The sequence below is a fragment of the Dactylosporangium sp. NPDC049525 genome (genome assembly GCF_040676755.1).
Classification (GTDB): domain Bacteria; phylum Actinomycetota; class Actinomycetes; order Mycobacteriales; family Micromonosporaceae; genus Dactylosporangium.
Map to the genome: position 1 here is coordinate 100911 of NZ_JBFAPO010000006.1, position 15753 is coordinate 116663.

The following is a 15753-nucleotide window of genomic DNA, read 5'->3' on the forward strand; positions in this document are numbered from 1 at the left end:
AGTTTCCTCGGCTTGATCCGGAGGGCGGCACGGGGGCGGGGCGGGCCCCCGCCGGTTGCCGGCACGTGCCATATTGACGGCTTCACTCTCTTGGAGGGAGCGGCACGTTGTCCAACGGACAGATCGTGGTCTCCGACCTGACGAAGCGTTACAAGAACGTCACGGCCGTGGACCACCTGTCGTTCGTGGTCGAACCCGGTCGCGTCACCGGGTTCCTCGGCCCCAACGGCGCCGGCAAGACCACGACGCTACGCATGATCCTCAACCTGGTGACCCCGTCCTCGGGATCCGCGACCATCAGCGGCCTGCGCTACTCCGACTCGCCCGAGCCGCTGCGGCTGGCCGGCGCGATCCTGGAGGCGTCGGCCGCACACAAGGGCCGCACCGCCCGCAACCACCTGCGCATCGTCGCGGCCGCGGCCGGCATCCCGGACGCGCAGGTCGACAAGATGCTGGAGCTGGTCGGGCTGACCCCGGCCGCGAAACGCAAGTTCCGCGGCTACTCGCTGGGCATGAAGCAGCGGCTCGGCATCGCGCAGGCGATGCTCGGCGACCCGCAGGTGCTGATCCTCGACGAGCCCGCGAACGGCCTGGACCCCGAGGGCATCCGCTGGATGCGTGGGCTGCTGCAGGGCCTCGCCCAGCAGGGGCGCACCGTGCTGGTCTCCAGCCACCTGTTGTCGGAGATGGAGATCCTCGCCGACGACGTGGTCATCATCGCCGCCGGCCGGCTCGTCACCCAGGGCCCGGTCGAGCAGATCGTCGGCTCCGGCACCAGCGGGCCGCGGACCAGGGTCCGCACCCCGAACCTGGCGGAGCTGGTCGAGGCGGTGCGCACCGCCGGCGCGACGATCCAGCCCAACGGCAACGACAGCCACGTGATCACCGGCCTGGATGCCCCGGCCGTCGGCCGGCTGGCCCTGCAGGGCGGGATCGAGCTGCACGAGCTGGTCAACGAACGGCCCGACCTGGAGCACGTGTTCCTCGAACTGACCCAGGGAAAGGCGGCCATCCGATGATCCGGCTCATCCGCAGCGAGCTGCTGAAGCTGCGCACCACGAACATGTGGTGGATCTTCCTGCTGACGTCGCTGGTCTTCACCGGTCTCGCGCTCTGGATCAACCTGGAGCAGACCGACTCGGAGCTGACCAACAACTACGAGGCCTACAACCAGGGCGCCACGCCGTCGGGGATGACCGAGGAGCAGAAGGCCGAGTTCGAGGCGAGCCAGGCGCAGTTCCGCGAGGAGGAGGCGGCCCGGGTCGCCAAGGCGCACGCCGCCGGCCAGCTGGCCAAGTACGCCGCGAACGTCTACACCTCGGGGCAGTTCTTCGGGCTGCTGCTGGTGATGCTCCTGGCGATCCTGGTGATCACCAACGAGTTCTACCACCAGACGGCGACCGCGACGTTCCTCGCGACACCGAAGCGGACCAAGGTCATCACCGCGAAGCTCATCACGGCCGGGCTGGCCGGCGTGCTGTTCTGGCTGATCACCACCGCGATCTCCATCGTCGGCGGGATGCTCTACTTCGGCGCCAAGGACCTCACCAACAGCCTCGGGCACTGGACGGCGCAGCAGTCCATATTGCTCAACCTCTTGGTGTACGTCCTGTGGGCCGTCTTCGGCATCGGCGTGGGCGTGCTGATCCGCAGCCAGATCGGCGCGACGATCACCGCCGCCGTCCTCTACACCGTGGGCACCTGGGCCGCGATCATCGTCCTGACCCTGATCCACGAACTGGTGATCAAGGAGGACTGGGTCCTCGAGAGCGCGGTCTACATCCCGCCGCTGGCGTCGTCGCACGTCGTGGGCGGCCTGGCCACACAGCTCGGCGACACCGACCTGCCACCGCGCTGGGCCGGCGCGCTGGTGCTGATCATCTGGGCGGTCGTGCTGGGCACCGTCGGCACGCTCATCACACGGAAGCGTGACATCGCGTAAGGCTTATAGCAGATGTACGACAGTTGTGGCCGCCGAATGGCGGCCACAGTTGTATGGGATGGACCCACCGCGTCGTCTACATGGTCACTTCGGGCGGCGTCGCCGTCGAACGAGCGTTAGGCAGCGCGTAACCTTGACGCGGAATTAGCAACCCCTGGTAACTCCGTTTGGAAGAGGCGATCAACAGCCGTGTCGACCCAAGCGACCAACTCGCAGGAGAACCCCTTGGCGGGTTTCGGCCCGAACGAGTGGATCGTCGAGGACATGTATCAGAGGTACCTCGCCGACCCGGCCAGCGTGGACCCCGCGTGGCACGACTTCTTCGCCGACTACAAGCCCAACGGGGACGGTGCCGAGGCCAGCTCGGCGGCGCCTGCCGAGGCGGCTGAGCCGGCGTCCACTGCCACCCCCGCTGCCACCGCTCCGCGAGCCGCCGCCGTCCCCGCCGCTCCTCCGGCACCCGCGGCATCCGCCGCCGCCGCGGCCTCCCCCGCCGCCTCCGCGCCGGCCCCCGCCAAGCCGGCCCCCGTGGCCAAGCCCGTGCAGAAGGCCGCACCGGCGACCAAGCCCGCGCCGACGAAGCAGCCGCCCGTCGCGTCCGGTGGCGCCAAGCACACCCAGTTGCGTGGCATCGCCGCCCGGATCGTGCAGAACATGGACGCCTCGCTGGAGGTGCCGACGGCCACCAGCGTCCGCGCCGTGCCGGCGAAGCTGCTGTCCGACAACCGCGTGGTGATCAACAACCACCTGGCCCGCGGCCGCGGTGGCAAGGTCAGCTTCACGCACCTGATCGGCTTCGCGATGGTCCGGGCGCTCGCCGCGCATCCGGAGATGAACAACTCCTTCGCCGAGGTCGACGGCAAGCCCAACCTGGTCGAGCCGGAGCACGTCAACCTCGGCATCGCGATCGACCTGACCAAGCCCGACGGCTCGCGCAACCTGGTGGTGCCGAGCATCAAGGCCGCCGACACCATGGACTTCCGTCAGTTCTGGTCGGCCTATGAGGACATCGTGCGCCGGGCCCGGCGCAACGAGCTGACCATGGAGGACCACAGCGGCGCCACGGTCTCGCTGACCAACCCCGGCGGCATCGGCACCGTGCACTCCATGCCGCGGCTCATGGCCGGGCAGGGCACGATCATCGGCGTCGGCGCGATGGAGTATCCCGCGCCCTACGCGGGCATGTCCGACGAGACCCTCGCCGACCTCGGCATCAGCAAGATCCTGACGCTGACCAGCACCTATGACCACCGGATCATCCAGGGCGCGCAGTCCGGGGAGTTCCTGAAGGTCATGCACGAGCTGCTGCTCGGCGAGCACGGGTTCTACGACCAGATCTTCACCGCCCTGCGGATCCCTTACGAGCCGGTCCGCTGGGTCCGTGACGTCGCCCGCACCTCCGAGGGGCAGATCGACAAGGCGGCCCGGGTCGTCGAGCTGATCCACGCCTACCGGGTCCGCGGCCACCTGATGGCCGACACCGACCCGCTGGAGTTCCGCATCCGCCGCCACCCCGACCTCGACGTGCTCGAGCACGGGCTGACGCTGTGGGACCTGGACCGGGTCTTCCCGGTCGGCGGCTTCGCCGGCAAGCAGAAGATGAAGCTGCGGGCCGTCCTCGGCGTGCTGCGCGACTCCTACTGCCGCCGCGTCGGCGTCGAATACATGCACATCATGGACCCGGAGGAGCGCCGCTGGGTCGCCGAGCGGGTCGAGAAGCCATACGAGAAGCCCGACACCGCCGAGCAGAAGCACATCCTGAACCGGCTCAACGCCGCCGAGGCGTTCGAGACGTTCCTGCAGACCAAGTATGTGGGGCAGCGCCGCTTCTCCCTCGAGGGCGGCGAGTCGCTGATCCCGCTGCTCGACGAGATCCTGCAGAACTCCGCCGAGGGCGGCCTGGACGAGGTCGTCATCGGCATGGCGCACCGCGGCCGGCTCAACGTCCTCGCGAACATCGTCGGCAAGCCCTACGAGAAGATCTTCTCGGAGTTCGAGGGGCACCTGGACCTCAAGTCGGCGCACGGCTCCGGCGACGTCAAGTACCACCTGGGCATGACCGGCAAGTTCACCCACCCCGACGGTGAGCACGCCACGACGGTCTCCGTGGTCGCGAACCCGTCGCACCTGGAGGCGGTCAACCCGGTCCTCGAGGGCATCGTGCGGGCAAAGCAGGACTCGATCGACCTCAAGCTCGAGGGCTACACGGTCCTGCCGCTGCTGATCCACGGCGACGCCGCGTTCGCCGGCCAGGGCGTGGTCGCCGAGACGCTGAACCTGTCGCAGCTGCGCGGCTACCGCACCGGCGGCACCGTGCACGTGGTGGTCAACAACCAGGTCGGGTTCACCACCGCGCCGGAGTACTCGCGCTCGTCGCTGTACTCCACCGACATCGCCCGGATGATCCAGGCGCCGATCTTCCACGTGAACGGCGACGACCCGGAGGCCGTGGTCCGCGTCGCGCGGCTGGCCTTCGAATACCGTCAGGCGTTCAACAAGGACGTCGTCATCGACCTGGTCTGCTACCGGCGCCGCGGGCACAACGAGGGCGACGACCCGTCGATGACCAACCCGCTGATGTACGCGATCATCGACCAGAAGCGTTCGGTGCGCAAGATCTACACCGAGGAGCTCATCGGTCGCGGCGACATCCCGATCACCGAGGCCGAGGCCCTGCTCAAGGACTACCACGAGCAGCTCGAGACGGTGTTCAAGGCGACCCGCGACGCGTCGTCCAACCCGGCGTCCCGGCTCACCCGCCTCCGCGAGCCGGAGCCGGAGCCGGTGGTCGAGACCGCGATCGACCCGAGCGTCATGCACGCGATCGGCGAGGCGAACGTCAAGCTCCCCGACGGCTTCACCCCGCACAAGCGCGTCCAGCAGCTGCTGGACCGCCGGGCGAAGATGGCCGCCGAGGGCGACATCGACTGGGGCTTCGCCGAGATCATCACGTTCGGCTCGCTGGTCAACCAGGGCGTCACCGTCCGGCTCTCCGGCCAGGACTCCCGCCGCGGCACCTTCGTGCAGCGCCACGCCGGCATCGTCGACGCCGAGACCGGCAGCGACTACATGCCGATGTCCGCGCTGATCAAGGACAACGCGAAGCTGTTCATCTACGACTCGCTGCTGTCGGAGTTCGCCGCGATGGGCTTCGAGTACGGCTACTCGGTCGAGAACCCGGACGCGCTGGTCATGTGGGAGGCGCAGTTCGGCGACTTCGTCAACGGCGCCCAGTCCATCGTCGACGAGTTCATCTCCTCCGGCGAGGTCAAGTGGGGCCAGCGCACCGCGGTGACGCTGCTCCTGCCGCACTCGCACGAGGGCCAGGGCCCGGACCACACGTCGGGCCGGCTGGAGCGCTACCTGCAGCTGTGCGCCGAGGACAACATGCGGGTCGCGGTGCCGACCACCCCGGCGAACCACTTCCACCTGCTGCGCCGCCAGGCGCTGTCGCCGAAGAAGAAGCCCCTCGTCGTGTTCACGCCCAAGTCGCTGCTGCGGCACCGGCTGTGCGTGTCGCCCGTCGAGGACTTCACCACCGGCACCTTCGCCACCGTCCTGGGTGACCCCGGCATCAAGGGCACCGCCCTGGACACCGCCGGCGTCAAGCGCGTCCTGCTGTGCTCCGGCAAGGTCTTCTACGACCTGCTGCAGGCCCGCACCGAGCGCGACATCACCGACACCGCCATCATCCGGGTCGAGCAGCTCTACCCAATGCCGGTCGAGGAGCTGCGCGAGGCTTTGGCCCAGTTCCCCAACGCGGAGGACTTCGCCTGGGTGCAGGAGGAGCCGGCGAACCAGGGCGCCTGGTCGTTCATCGCCCTCAACCTCCTGGAGCACCTCCAGGGCGTCGGCCTGCGCCGCATCTCCCGCCCCGCCGCGGCCGCCCCGGCGGTCGGCTCGACGAAGCTCCACGACGCCGAGCAGCAGGCCCTGATCGAGGCGGCGCTGCCGAAGCGCTGACCGTTTCCACGACGGAGGGCACGACGCTGCGGGCGCCGTGCCCTCCTCCATCTCACGAACAGCAAGGATGCGCTCATGTACTTCACGGACCGCGGCATCGAGGAGCTCGCGCAGCGGCGCGGCGAGGAGGAGGTCACGTTCGAGTGGCTGGCCGAGCGCCTCCGCGACTTCGTCGACCAGAACCCCGAGTTCGAGATCCCGGTCGAGCGGCTGGCGGTCTACCTGGCCCGTTTGGACGACGACGAGGACTGAGGCATTCGCCCCTTTTGCTAGCATTTCCTGCCAGTGACATCCGCCAAATGGGTCGTTCAAGGACAACCTGGTGTAGTCCGGCAAGCCAATCGATTGTCCCCAGTCGGGTGATAACGGCATAGCGCACGCTGCACCTACATTCTGTACGTGCCCCCGAGTCGCAACCGTTCTGCAACCGTGTCGCTCCTGGCCGCCGCCCTGCTCCTCGTGGGCGGCGCTTTTTCGGCCTCAGGGGCAGAGACGCCCAGCGCGCCGTTCACGGCCGCGGCGGGTGCCAGCGTTGTCGGCCCGATCGACCATGCGGTCGGCGTGCGGCACTTCCAGTTCGCCCGGGGCAAGGACCGCCCGCTGCCGACCACCGTGTGGTACCCGACCCGCGGGTCGGCCCGCCGGATCAAGGGGCGCGTCCAGGGCGACGCCCAGCCACTGCCGGGGAAGCTGCCGCTGATCGTGTGGAGCCACGGCTTCTACAGCAACCCGCAGATGCAGGAAGGCATGACCAAATTCCTGGCGGAGTCCGGGTACATCGTCGTCGCCGCGGCGTACCCCTTCACCAAGAAGGACACGCCGAAGTTCAACAAGCTCGACGTGCCGAACCAGTCGGTGGACGCGTCGTTCGTCATCACGCAGATGCTGCAGCCGGGCAACCCGCTCGCCGACAGCATCGACCAGGACCGGATGGCGGCCGTCGGGCACTCCGGCGGCGGCACCACCACCGACGGGCTGTTCACCGTGCACCGCGACCCGCGCCTCAAGGCAGGCGTCATCTTCGCGGGCCGGCCGGCCGGGGCCTACCAGGGCAGCCCGGTGCCGCTGCTGTTCATCCACGGTGACAAGGACCCGGTGGTCGCCTACGAGCAGGGTCGCACGTCCTACGGCGCGGCCCCGTGGCCGAAGGCGTTCCTCACCATCGTCGGCGGCGAGCACGGCGCCGGCACGAACGACCCCGAACGCGGCCATCACCAGGCGATGGCGACGCTGCTCGACTTCCTCACCTGGGCACTCGACGGTGACGACACGGCCCGGCTCCGGCTGAGCGGCGACGCCACGCTCGACGGTGTGACACGCTTCGAATCGGTCGGGATCTACAGCACTACGAGCACCACGACGACCACCAGCACGACGGCGACGACTGCGCCGGCCACGATGAAGCCGAGCTTGGAGCCGGTCGCGGCGGGCTGAGCCGCCTGATTGCTGTTGTTGTTGTCCACCCATGCCTGGAATGCCTGAGTGTTCTGACTTGGGTCAATGCGCTCATCGGGCATGGCCGACAGAATACCGATGACCTGACCTGCAGGCAGTGGCCGAACGTGTCGGATTGTGGCACTCTCCGTCAATGGCCGCCTTGCAGCGCGCTCAGGGTGAACGCTCGTGGTGGGGCTGGGGATGGGCCGACGACGCCCTCGACGACGACGCATGCCGCCGGCTCGCCGAAACGTCGTTACGCCCGTGGATGCCGATCGACGGATCGGTGCTGCCGGTCCCCTACGACCCGGTGCTCGGCCCGCCGCGCCTGATCCCCCCGTCGATCATGGAGGAGGCGTTCACCGCCGACTCGATGATCCGGGCCGCGCACACCTACGGCAAGGCGTTCCGCGACGTGGTCCGGGCGCTGCACGGCCGCCTGGACAACCCACCGGACCTGGTCTGCTACCCGCGCACCGCGCACGACGTCGTCGCCACGCTCGACTGGGCGGAGGCCGTCGGCGCGGCGGTCGTGCCCTACGGCGGCGGCAGCTCGGTCGTGGGCGGCGTCGAATACCGCGGCGACGCCCCGTGGATCTCCCTCGACCTGAGCCGGCTCAACCGCATCGGCGAGGTCGACGAGGTCAACCACGCCGTGCGGGTCCAGGCGGGCGTGTTCGGCCCCGCCCTGGAGAAGGCCCTGGCGCCGCACGGGCTGACGCTGCGGCACTACCCGCAGAGCTTCGAGTTCTCCACCGTCGGCGGCTGGCTCGCGACCCGCTCCGCCGGGCACTACGCGACCGGCCCGACCCGCATCGACGACTTCGTCGAGGCGCTGCGGGTGATCACGCCGCAGGGACCGGTCGAGTCGCTGCGGGTGCCGGGCAGCGGCGCCGGACCGTCCACCGACAGGCTGTTCCTGGGGTCGGAGGGCACGCTCGGCGTGATCGTGGAGGCGTGGCTGCGGGTCACCGAGCGACCCGCGGCCGCCGACCGGGCCGCTGCGTCGGTGGCGTTCCCGGTGTACGGCCAAGCCGTCGCCGCGGTCCGCACGATTCTGCAGGCGGGGCTGCGCCCGAGCAACTGCCGGCTGCTCGACCCGGTGGAGGCGATGCTCAACGCCGGCGCGACCGACGGCCAGGCGCGGCTGCTGCTGGGCTTCGAGGGTGCCACCACGGCATTGCTGGCCGACGCCGTCACCATCTGCGCCGACCACGGCGGCGTCGCCGCCCCTGGTGCTTCCGCTACCGCCGCCTCGAACGGCGATCACGGTGCTTGGCGGGCGTCGTTCCTGCGGGCGCCGTACACCAGGGACGCCCTCATCAGACTCGGGCTCGTCGTCGAAACGGTCGAGACGGCGTGCACGTGGAGCAGGTTCGAGGCGCTGCACGCGGCCGTGCTCGCCGCCGCGCAGGCCGCCGCCCCGGCCAGGGTCGCCGTGGTCACCTGCCGGCTCACCCACGCCTACCCGGACGGCCCGGCGCCCTACTTCACGATCATCACCCCCGCGCGGCGCGGCGCCGAGGTGGTGATCTGGGACGAGATCAAGGCCGCGGTCAGCGAGGCGATCACCGCCAACGGCGGCACCATCACCCACCATCACGCCGTCGGCCGCGACCACCTGCCGTGGCTGGCGCAGCAGCGCGACCCGCTGGTCACCGAGGTGCTCCGGGCCGCGAAACGCACCCTAGACCCCCGCGGCATCCTCAACCCGGGCGCGCTGTTTTAGCATCTTCAGCGCGGTCCGCACGAGCGCGCCCAGCCCGATCAGCAGCAGCCCGAGCAGGAAGAACGCCACCGTGAAGCCGAGCGCGGACACCGTCACGCCCTGATATCCGAGCTCACCCGCGTCGACGAACGGATACGGGTACTCGTGCACGATCGCGCCGCGGATCAGCGCGAACGCGAGGTACGCCAGCGGGTAGCCGAGCCACACCGCCGCGTACCACCACCGCACCGGCTCCCGGTCGACGATCAGCCAGGTGACCGCCGCGAGCACCGGCGTCACCGTGTGCAGCAGCAGGTTGTGCGGCGCGTGCGCCCCGGAGTCGACCACGTGGAACGGGCTGGACGGGTTCGCCAGCAACGTGTGGTACACCGTGCCGGTGATGCAGCTGTACAGCGTCGCCGCGCCCCGCACCCACCCCGGCACCGGCCGCACCGCCGCGACGGCCGACACGACCGCGATGATCACGCTGCTCTGCACGGTGAAGTAGACGAACACTCCCCCGTCGCCGTGGGTGTAGTCGAGCAGCAGCACGATCCCGGCCAGGGCACTCACGGCAGTGAGCACCCGGAAGACGACGGACATGGGCCGCAACCTAGCCGGAAATCGCCCGCCGGGCCAGCCTTGATCGCGGCGGGTGCCTCGTACGGTTGGTGCCATGCGCCGTCTCGCCCTCGCCGTCTCGATGGCCGCCGCCCTGGTTGCCGGCGTGTCCGGCTGCACCGGTCAGCCCGCGCCCGCCCGCTGGGTCACCCCATCGCCACCCCCGGGCGAGACCAGCGCACCGAGGCTCGCCCAGGTCGCGCCGCTGCCACCGCTGCCGGTGCCGCGTGCCGCGCTCGACGTGTCGCAGCAGGAGGTCACGTACCGCAGGGAGGGCCGGGTCCTGCGCACCGTCATCTGGCTGCCGTCCTCGCCCTCGAAGCTGCCGGCGGTGGTGTTCAGCCACGGCCTCAACGGCACCCCGGAGTCGTTCGCGCCGCTGCTCACCACGTGGGCGGCGGCCGGGTTCGTGGTGATCGCCCCGGCGTATCCGAACACCACCCGCAGCGCGCCCCGGATCGACGTCTACGACGTGCTCAACCAGCCGGCGGACGCGAGCTTCGTGCTGAGCCAGGTCCTCGCCGGCCCGCTCGGCAAGCGCATCGACGGCGAACGGCTCGCCGCCGCCGGCCACTCCGCGGGCGCCATCACCACAGTCGGCCTGTTCACCGCCGGCCGCGACACGCGCCTGCACGCCGGGATCATCCTGGCCGGCAGCGGCCTCGGCGTCGGCACCGCGTTCACGGGCACGCCCGCGTCGCTGCTGTTCGTGCACGGCGACGCCGACCCGCTGGTCTCCTACGCCTCTGGCAAGGCCACCTACGACGTCGTCCCCTGGTCGAAGGCGATGCTGACGCTTCCCGGCGGCAACCACAACGACCCGTACCTGCGCCCCGGCATCCCGTCGTTCAACGAGGTGCGCTCGCTGACCCTCGCGTTCCTGCGCCTGGAGCTGTACGGCGACGCCTCCGCCCGCCAGCAGCTCCCCCGCGGCCCCGCCTTCGACGACCGCCTCTGACCTGTGCTCGGCCGACGGCCGTCGCCGGCGCGTGGTCCAGGTTTTGATCCCGGAGCTCGCGCCGGCGGCGGGCCTGGCCTGTCAGACCGTGTGGTCCAGGACGATCTTGCCGAAGACGTCGCCGGAGTGCAGCTTCTCGAAAGCGGAACGGGCGTCGGAGAACGGGATCACCGAGTCGATGACGGGCCGCACGCCGGTCTTGGCCAGCAGCGTCATCAGGTCGGCGAGCTCATCCGGGGTGCCCATGCTGCTGCCCAGGATCTCCAGTTGCAGCGCGAACATGCGCCGCAGGTTGACCTTCGGCAGGTGACCGCTGGTGGCGCCGGAGACGACGATGCGGCCACCGGCCTTGGCGCACTTCATCGAGTGTTCGAACGTGGCCTCACCGACGGTTTCGATGACCACGTCGACCCGTTCGGGCAGGCGGGCACCGGAGTCGAGCGCGGTGGCGCCCAGGGCGGCGATGCGTTCCCGCTTCGAAGCGTCGCGGCTCGTGGCGTACACCCGCGCGCCGAGGGCCCTGGCGAGCAGCACCGCGGCCGTGGCCACCCCACCCCCGGCTCCCTGCACCAGCACCGCCCCGTCGGCCTCCAGCCGGCCTCTGGTGGTCAGCATCCGGTAGGCGGTCAGCCACGCCGTGGGCAGGCAGGCCGCCTCGGCGAAGGTGAGCTCGGCGGGCTTCGGCACCAGGTTGTACGCGGGGACGGTGACCCGCTCGGCGACGGTGCCCTGGTAGTGCTCGGACAGGATCGAGAAGTCGCCCTTGTCGGTGTGGACGACGGGATACACGACGACCTCGGCGCCGTCGGGGCCGATGCCCGCGGCGTCGCAGCCGAGGATCATCGGCAGCTGGTCCGCGCGAAGGCCGACGCCCCGCAACGACCACAGGTCGTGATGGTTGAGTGCGCTCGCGCGCACGTCCACCACGGCCCAGCCGTCCAGGGGCGTCGGCTCCGGCGCGTCGCCGACCGTGAGGCCGGCGAGCGGATCGGCATCGTTGAAGCTGGACGCGAAAGCGGCACGCATGAGGGTTATCTCAGCACACCGTCGCGGCGGGCCGCGGCGCCGACCGCGGCGGCGACCGCCGGGGCGACCCGGGGGTCGAGGGCGCTGGGCACGATCGCGCCGGTGGACAGCTCGCCCTCGGCGAGGACCTCGGCGATGGCCTTCGCGGCGGCCACCTTCATGCCGTCGGTGATCCGGGTCGCGCCGGCGTCGAGGGCACCGCGGAAGATGCCGGGGAAGGCGAGCACGTTGTTGATCTGGTTGGGGAAGTCGCTGCGGCCGGTCGCGACCACCGCGGCATACCGGGCGGCGATCTCCGGGTGCACCTCGGGCGTCGGGTTGGCCAGCGCGAAGATCGCCCCGCCGGGTGACATGCCGGTCAGGGCGGACTCACCGATGGTGCCGCCGGAGACGCCGATGAGGACGTCGGCGCCGCGCAGGGCGTTGGCGATGTCGCCGGTGATGCCGCCGGCGTTGGTGAGGGCGGCGAGCGCGGCCTTCTCCGGGTTGAGGTCGGTGCGCCCGCCGTGCAGGCAGCCGCGCGAGTCGAGGACCACGATCTCGCCGGCGTCGGCGCCGCCGTTGATGAGCATCCTGGTGACGGCGACGCCCGCGGCGCCGGCGCCGCTGATGACGATGCGCAGGTCGCCCAGCTGGCGTCCGAGGACGCGGGCGGCGTTGCGCAGCGCGGCGAGCACGACGATCGCGGTGCCGTGCTGGTCGTCGTGGAAGACCGGGATCGGCAGGGTCGCCTCGAGCCGGCGTTCGATGTCGAAGCAGCGCGGCGCGGAGATGTCCTCCAGGTTGATCCCGCCGAACGACGGGGCGAGGGCGGTGACGATCGCGACGATCTCGTCCGGGTCCTGGGTGTCGAGGCAGATCGGCACTGCGTCGACCCCGCCGAACTGCTTGAAGAGGACGGCCTTGCCCTCCATGACCGGCATCGCGGCGCGCGGGCCGATGTTGCCCAGGCCGAGGACCGCCGACCCGTCGGTGACCACGGCGACCGCACGGCCGACCCAGGTCAGCTGGTGCACCAGCGACTCGTCGGCGGCGATGGCCTCGCAGACCTGGGCCACGCCCGGGGTGTAGGCGAGGGCGAGGTCTTCACGGGTGGCGAGCGGGACACTGGACTGGACGGACATCTTGCCGCCCTGATGCAGGTCGAAGACTGGCCCTTCAAGGGCGTGATTGGTCACGGGTGCAGACACGGGGGCTCCTTTGCCACGTCTGACAATGCTGGTGTTTCCGCGCAAGCGCACAGGTGGTGAAAGCGCTCAAGATGCGATTCAGCGGGGGTGACCCGGTATCCGCATCACCTTACGCCGGGGTGCGTCGCAACCGCACCGGTTGTGGCCACCAGCGAAATGTCACACGTCCGATGACGTCGGCGGTCCCGTAGGTGGATGAATCATCGGATCCGAAGGGGTTGTCGCCGGCCAGCCACCACCCGTCGGCGTCGGCGCGGGCCACGCGTTTCACCACGAGCAGGTCTGGCCGGCTGCGGAAACACCCGACGACGACGTCGCCCGGGCGTGCGGTGCCGGTGCGGCGCACGAGGATCCGGTCGCCGTGGCGGAGTGTGGGCACCATTGAGGGCCCGTTCACCAGAGCCGTGAACCACGGTAGCCGCATGAAATCCCCGAGCTTGGATAGGAGTAGGGTCAGGAACTGAGGATCATCGCAAATCACCCTGGAGGGTTCGATGCGACTGTCGCGGCTTTTCACCCCGCGCACCGTGGTGAGCGCCCACTGCGACCTGCCGTGTGGTGTCTACGACCCGGCGCAGGCCCGTATTGAGGCCGAGTCCGTCAAAGCAATCAGCGAGAAGTATCAGGCCAGCAGCGACGCCGAGTTTCGCACCCGGGCGCTGCTGATCAAGGAGCAGCGCGCCGAGCTGGTCAAGCACCACCTTTGGGTGCTGTGGACCGACTACTTCAAGCCGGCGCACTTCGAGAAGTACCCGGAGCTGCACAACCTCTTCAACGAGGCGACGAAGCTCGCGGGCGCCTCCGGCGCCAAGGGTTCAGTCGACCCGGCCGTCGCCGAGAAGCTGCTCGCGAAGATCGACGAGATCGCGAAGATCTTCTGGGAGACGAAGCAGGCCTGACCTGCCCATCTCACGGGTTCGCCCCCCACCTGCGCCGAAGCAGGTGGGGGGCGTTTCCTTATCGAAGGAACATAGATGAGCGTTGAAATCCGTCCGGCCGCGGACGAGGACGTGCCGGCGATCGTCGAGATGGTGTACGAGCTCGCCGAGTTCGAGAAGGCCGTCGAGGAGTGCCACCTGACACCGGAGCAGCTGCGGGCGTCGCTGTTCGCCCCGTCCCCAGCCGTGTTCTGCCACGTCGCCCGCGTCGACGGGCAGACGATCGGGATGGCGCTGTGGTTCCGGACGTTCTCCACCTGGGAGGGCGTGCACGGCGTGTACCTGGAGGACCTCTACGTGCGTCCGGCGGCCCGCGGTACCGGCGCCGGCAAGGCCCTCGTCGCGGCGCTCGCGCGCATCTGCGTCGAGTCCGGATACCCGCGACTGGAGTGGGCAGTGCTGGACTGGAACCCGGCGCGGGCGTTCTACGAGGCGCTTGGCGCGCGGCACAAGTCGGACTGGCTGCCGTACCGGCTGTCCGGCGACGCGCTGTCGACGCTCGCGGCCACGGCGTGACGCTGCCGGTCGCGGGGTCCTGCGTTGGGGGGCGTGTTGGGGTCGGCCGCCATGTCCGCCGCGCCGGTGTGTGCGGTGAGGTCGTAGAGTCGCGGGCAAGGGGGTTCATCGCGTGACTCAGGTCGTTTCGAAGAGGTCGGGCTCGGACGGCGACGACGTCGTCCTGCTTGCCGTGCCGGCGTCGCCCGCCTATCTGGGGGTGCTGCGCACCGCGACGGCGGGTCTGGCCGCGCGTCTGCAGTTCACCCTCGACGAGATCGAAGACCTGCGCATCGCGGTCGACGAGGCCTGCGCGATGCTGCTCGCGGTGGCCAGCGAGACCCCACAGCTCGGCGACACGGTCGAGCTCGCCTGCCGGTTCACGGTCACCGCCGACGCGTTGACGGTCGAGACGACGGTGCCACTGGGCTCACCGACGGAGCGGCTGCCCGGCGGCGAGTCGTTCGCATGGCAGGTCCTCAGCGCCCTGGCCGACGAGGTGTCCGCCACGGTCGACGGACACCAGGCCAGCATCCGCCTGACGAAACGCCGCCCGAAGTAACTGAGCTGACGGACGGTGGCCGCTCCCTGAAGCCTTTACAGGGGAACTCCGTGGAGCCCTCAACAGAAGGCGGTCCTCGAAGCCGTTACAGGGGGCGTTCCTTGAGGGCCGCCACGCCGGGTACCGGGGTGCGGGCGTGGTGCGGCGGGACCTCGGACGGTCGCACGTTGTCGATGTGACCGCGGGCGATCTCCATGGCAAGGTCGATGTCCTGGTCGCGGATCGCATCCAGCAGCGTCCGGTGATCCCGGTCGATGATCCGCCACATCGGCGGCGGAGCGTTGTGGGCTGCGGCTTTGCGGTCGGTCACGGTGTACAGCGGCCTGACGACCAGGCAGAGCAGGGTGTTGCCGGAGGCGGCCGCGACCGCGAGGTGGAACGCGGCGTGCGCGGCGATGCGTTCGTCGAGGGTCGCGGTCTCCGGGTCGAACATGGCCGCTTCGAGTTCGCGCAGATGGTGGGGCTCGCGGCGGGCGGCGGCCAGGCCGGCGGCGGGGACTTCCAGCATCCGGCGGACCTCGAGGAAGTCGTCGCCCTTGACCACGCCGCTGGCGAGCAGGAGGCCGATGCCGTCGGTGAGGGACTCGCCGAGCGTGAGGGCGTCGGGTTCGGCGACGAAACTGCCGCCGTTGACGCCGCGGGTGGTGACGATCAGGTGTTGGCTGCTGAGCAGGCGGAGCGCCTCGCGGACGGTGGAGCGGCTCAGCCCTGACTGCTCGCACAGCTGTGGCTCCGTCGGCAGCCGGGCACCCGGCTGGAGCTGGCCGGACATGATCTCGACGCGGAGCCGGTCGGCGAGGACCTGATAGGCGGGTGCGACCGTCACGACAAACGAGCGTATGTCACGCCAGCCATCCACGGGACCTGCAACGCCTCGATCTCCTACATTTACTCGGAGATCAGCGGATGCGCC

The 15753-nt window shown here is 70.0% G+C and carries 15 protein-coding genes; 10 read left to right on the forward strand and 5 right to left on the reverse strand.

The annotated features are described in order from the left end of the window. The first annotated feature begins 107 nt into the window (after nucleotides 1-107). The 6 genes from AB0K00_RS12340 to AB0K00_RS12365 all read left to right on the forward strand — a co-directional run bounded on the left by AB0K00_RS12340 (nucleotide 108) and on the right by AB0K00_RS12365 (nucleotide 9071). Nucleotides 108-1019 carry an ABC transporter ATP-binding protein gene (locus AB0K00_RS12340; protein ID WP_363519231.1) on the forward strand — a complete coding sequence of 304 codons (912 nt, stop codon included), beginning with the start codon at nucleotides 108-110 and terminating at the stop codon, nucleotides 1017-1019. Further along, nucleotides 1016-1942 carry an ABC transporter permease subunit gene (locus AB0K00_RS12345; protein WP_363519233.1) on the forward strand — a complete coding sequence of 309 codons (927 nt, stop codon included), beginning with the start codon at nucleotides 1016-1018 and terminating at the stop codon, nucleotides 1940-1942. The genes AB0K00_RS12340 and AB0K00_RS12345 overlap by 4 nt, the downstream gene beginning before the upstream one ends. 189 nt (nucleotides 1943-2131) lie before the next feature. Beyond that, on the forward strand, nucleotides 2132-5905 hold the full coding sequence (locus AB0K00_RS12350; protein ID WP_363519236.1) for a multifunctional oxoglutarate decarboxylase/oxoglutarate dehydrogenase thiamine pyrophosphate-binding subunit/dihydrolipoyllysine-residue succinyltransferase subunit: 3774 nt from the start codon (nucleotides 2132-2134) through the stop codon (nucleotides 5903-5905). A gap of 75 nt (nucleotides 5906-5980) precedes the next feature. Continuing rightward, the gene (locus tag AB0K00_RS12355) at nucleotides 5981-6157 is read left to right on the forward strand and encodes a DUF6104 family protein (RefSeq protein WP_203847937.1); all 177 of its coding nucleotides are present in this window, start codon (nucleotides 5981-5983) and stop codon (nucleotides 6155-6157) included. Between the two features lie 177 nt (nucleotides 6158-6334). Then, a complete protein-coding gene (locus AB0K00_RS12360) occupies nucleotides 6335-7339 on the forward strand; it encodes a chlorophyllase (RefSeq protein WP_363519240.1) in 1005 nt (334 codons plus the stop codon). A gap of 154 nt (nucleotides 7340-7493) precedes the next feature. Beyond that, nucleotides 7494-9071, forward strand: coding sequence for an FAD-binding oxidoreductase (locus AB0K00_RS12365; RefSeq protein WP_363519242.1), 1578 nt, complete (start codon nucleotides 7494-7496; stop codon nucleotides 9069-9071). On the opposite strand, the gene AB0K00_RS12370 is transcribed toward AB0K00_RS12365, so the two are convergent. Beyond that, nucleotides 9030-9653, reverse strand: coding sequence for a Pr6Pr family membrane protein (locus tag AB0K00_RS12370; protein WP_363519244.1), 624 nt, complete (start codon nucleotides 9651-9653; stop codon nucleotides 9030-9032). The two genes, AB0K00_RS12365 and AB0K00_RS12370, sit on opposite strands and share 42 nt — an antisense overlap. Before the next feature lie 73 nt (nucleotides 9654-9726). Between AB0K00_RS12370 and AB0K00_RS12375 the strand changes: the two genes are divergently transcribed. Continuing rightward, complete coding sequence (locus tag AB0K00_RS12375) at nucleotides 9727-10629, forward strand: chlorophyllase (protein ID WP_363519247.1); 903 nt, start codon at nucleotides 9727-9729, stop codon at nucleotides 10627-10629. An 81-nt stretch (nucleotides 10630-10710) separates the two neighbouring features. Here the strand turns inward: AB0K00_RS12375 and AB0K00_RS12380 are convergent, their stop codons facing one another. The 3 genes from AB0K00_RS12380 to AB0K00_RS12390 all read right to left on the reverse strand — a co-directional run bounded on the left by AB0K00_RS12380 (nucleotide 10711) and on the right by AB0K00_RS12390 (nucleotide 13269). Then, nucleotides 10711-11664, reverse strand: a complete 954-nt coding sequence (locus AB0K00_RS12380; protein ID WP_363519666.1) for a zinc-binding dehydrogenase — start codon at nucleotides 11662-11664, stop codon at nucleotides 10711-10713. Further along, nucleotides 11661-12779, reverse strand: a complete 1119-nt coding sequence (locus tag AB0K00_RS12385) for an NADP-dependent malic enzyme (RefSeq protein WP_363519669.1) — start codon at nucleotides 12777-12779, stop codon at nucleotides 11661-11663. Before AB0K00_RS12385 ends, AB0K00_RS12380 begins: the two co-directional genes overlap by 4 nt. 175 nt (nucleotides 12780-12954) lie before the next feature. Next, entirely contained in the window at nucleotides 12955-13269 is a 315-nt protein-coding gene (locus AB0K00_RS12390) for a S24/S26 family peptidase (protein ID WP_363519672.1), read from the reverse strand. A gap of 70 nt (nucleotides 13270-13339) precedes the next feature. Here AB0K00_RS12390 and sodN point away from each other — a divergent pair, with 70 nt between their 5' ends. The 3 genes from sodN (at nucleotide 13340) to AB0K00_RS12405 (ending at nucleotide 14840) form a co-directional block, all read left to right on the forward strand. After that, complete coding sequence (gene sodN, locus AB0K00_RS12395) at nucleotides 13340-13744, forward strand: superoxide dismutase, Ni (protein ID WP_363519250.1); 405 nt, start codon at nucleotides 13340-13342, stop codon at nucleotides 13742-13744. A gap of 75 nt (nucleotides 13745-13819) precedes the next feature. Continuing rightward, nucleotides 13820-14299 (forward strand): GNAT family N-acetyltransferase, encoded by a 480-nt coding sequence (locus AB0K00_RS12400; RefSeq protein WP_363519252.1) that lies wholly within the window; start codon nucleotides 13820-13822, stop codon nucleotides 14297-14299. 112 nt (nucleotides 14300-14411) lie between these two features. After that, complete coding sequence (locus AB0K00_RS12405; protein ID WP_363519254.1) at nucleotides 14412-14840, forward strand: ATP-binding protein; 429 nt, start codon at nucleotides 14412-14414, stop codon at nucleotides 14838-14840. 85 nt (nucleotides 14841-14925) lie between these two features. Here the strand turns inward: AB0K00_RS12405 and AB0K00_RS12410 are convergent, their stop codons facing one another. After that, nucleotides 14926-15666: an FCD domain-containing protein gene (locus tag AB0K00_RS12410; protein ID WP_363519257.1), complete on the reverse strand. Its 741-nt coding sequence runs from the start codon at nucleotides 15664-15666 to the stop codon at nucleotides 14926-14928. Between the last annotated feature and the right edge of the window lie 87 nt (nucleotides 15667-15753).

Excerpts from the sequence above, each read along its gene's own strand:
- AB0K00_RS12390 (WP_363519672.1), bottom strand. The coding sequence starts at position 13,269 with ATGCGGCTACCGTGGTTCACGGCTCTGGTGAACGGGCCCTCAATGGTG.
- AB0K00_RS12345 (WP_363519233.1), top strand. The coding sequence starts at position 1,016 with ATGATCCGGCTCATCCGCAGCGAGCTGCTGAAGCTGCGCACCACGAAC.
- AB0K00_RS12365 (WP_363519242.1), top strand. The coding sequence starts at position 7,494 with ATGGCCGCCTTGCAGCGCGCTCAGGGTGAACGCTCGTGGTGGGGCTGG.
- AB0K00_RS12400 (WP_363519252.1), top strand. The coding sequence starts at position 13,820 with ATGAGCGTTGAAATCCGTCCGGCCGCGGACGAGGACGTGCCGGCGATC.
- sodN (WP_363519250.1), top strand. The coding sequence starts at position 13,340 with ATGCGACTGTCGCGGCTTTTCACCCCGCGCACCGTGGTGAGCGCCCAC.
- AB0K00_RS12370 (WP_363519244.1), bottom strand. The coding sequence starts at position 9,653 with ATGTCCGTCGTCTTCCGGGTGCTCACTGCCGTGAGTGCCCTGGCCGGG.
- AB0K00_RS12355 (WP_203847937.1), top strand. The coding sequence starts at position 5,981 with ATGTACTTCACGGACCGCGGCATCGAGGAGCTCGCGCAGCGGCGCGGC.
- AB0K00_RS12375 (WP_363519247.1), top strand. The coding sequence starts at position 9,727 with ATGCGCCGTCTCGCCCTCGCCGTCTCGATGGCCGCCGCCCTGGTTGCC.
- AB0K00_RS12385 (WP_363519669.1), bottom strand. The coding sequence starts at position 12,779 with ATGTCCGTCCAGTCCAGTGTCCCGCTCGCCACCCGTGAAGACCTCGCC.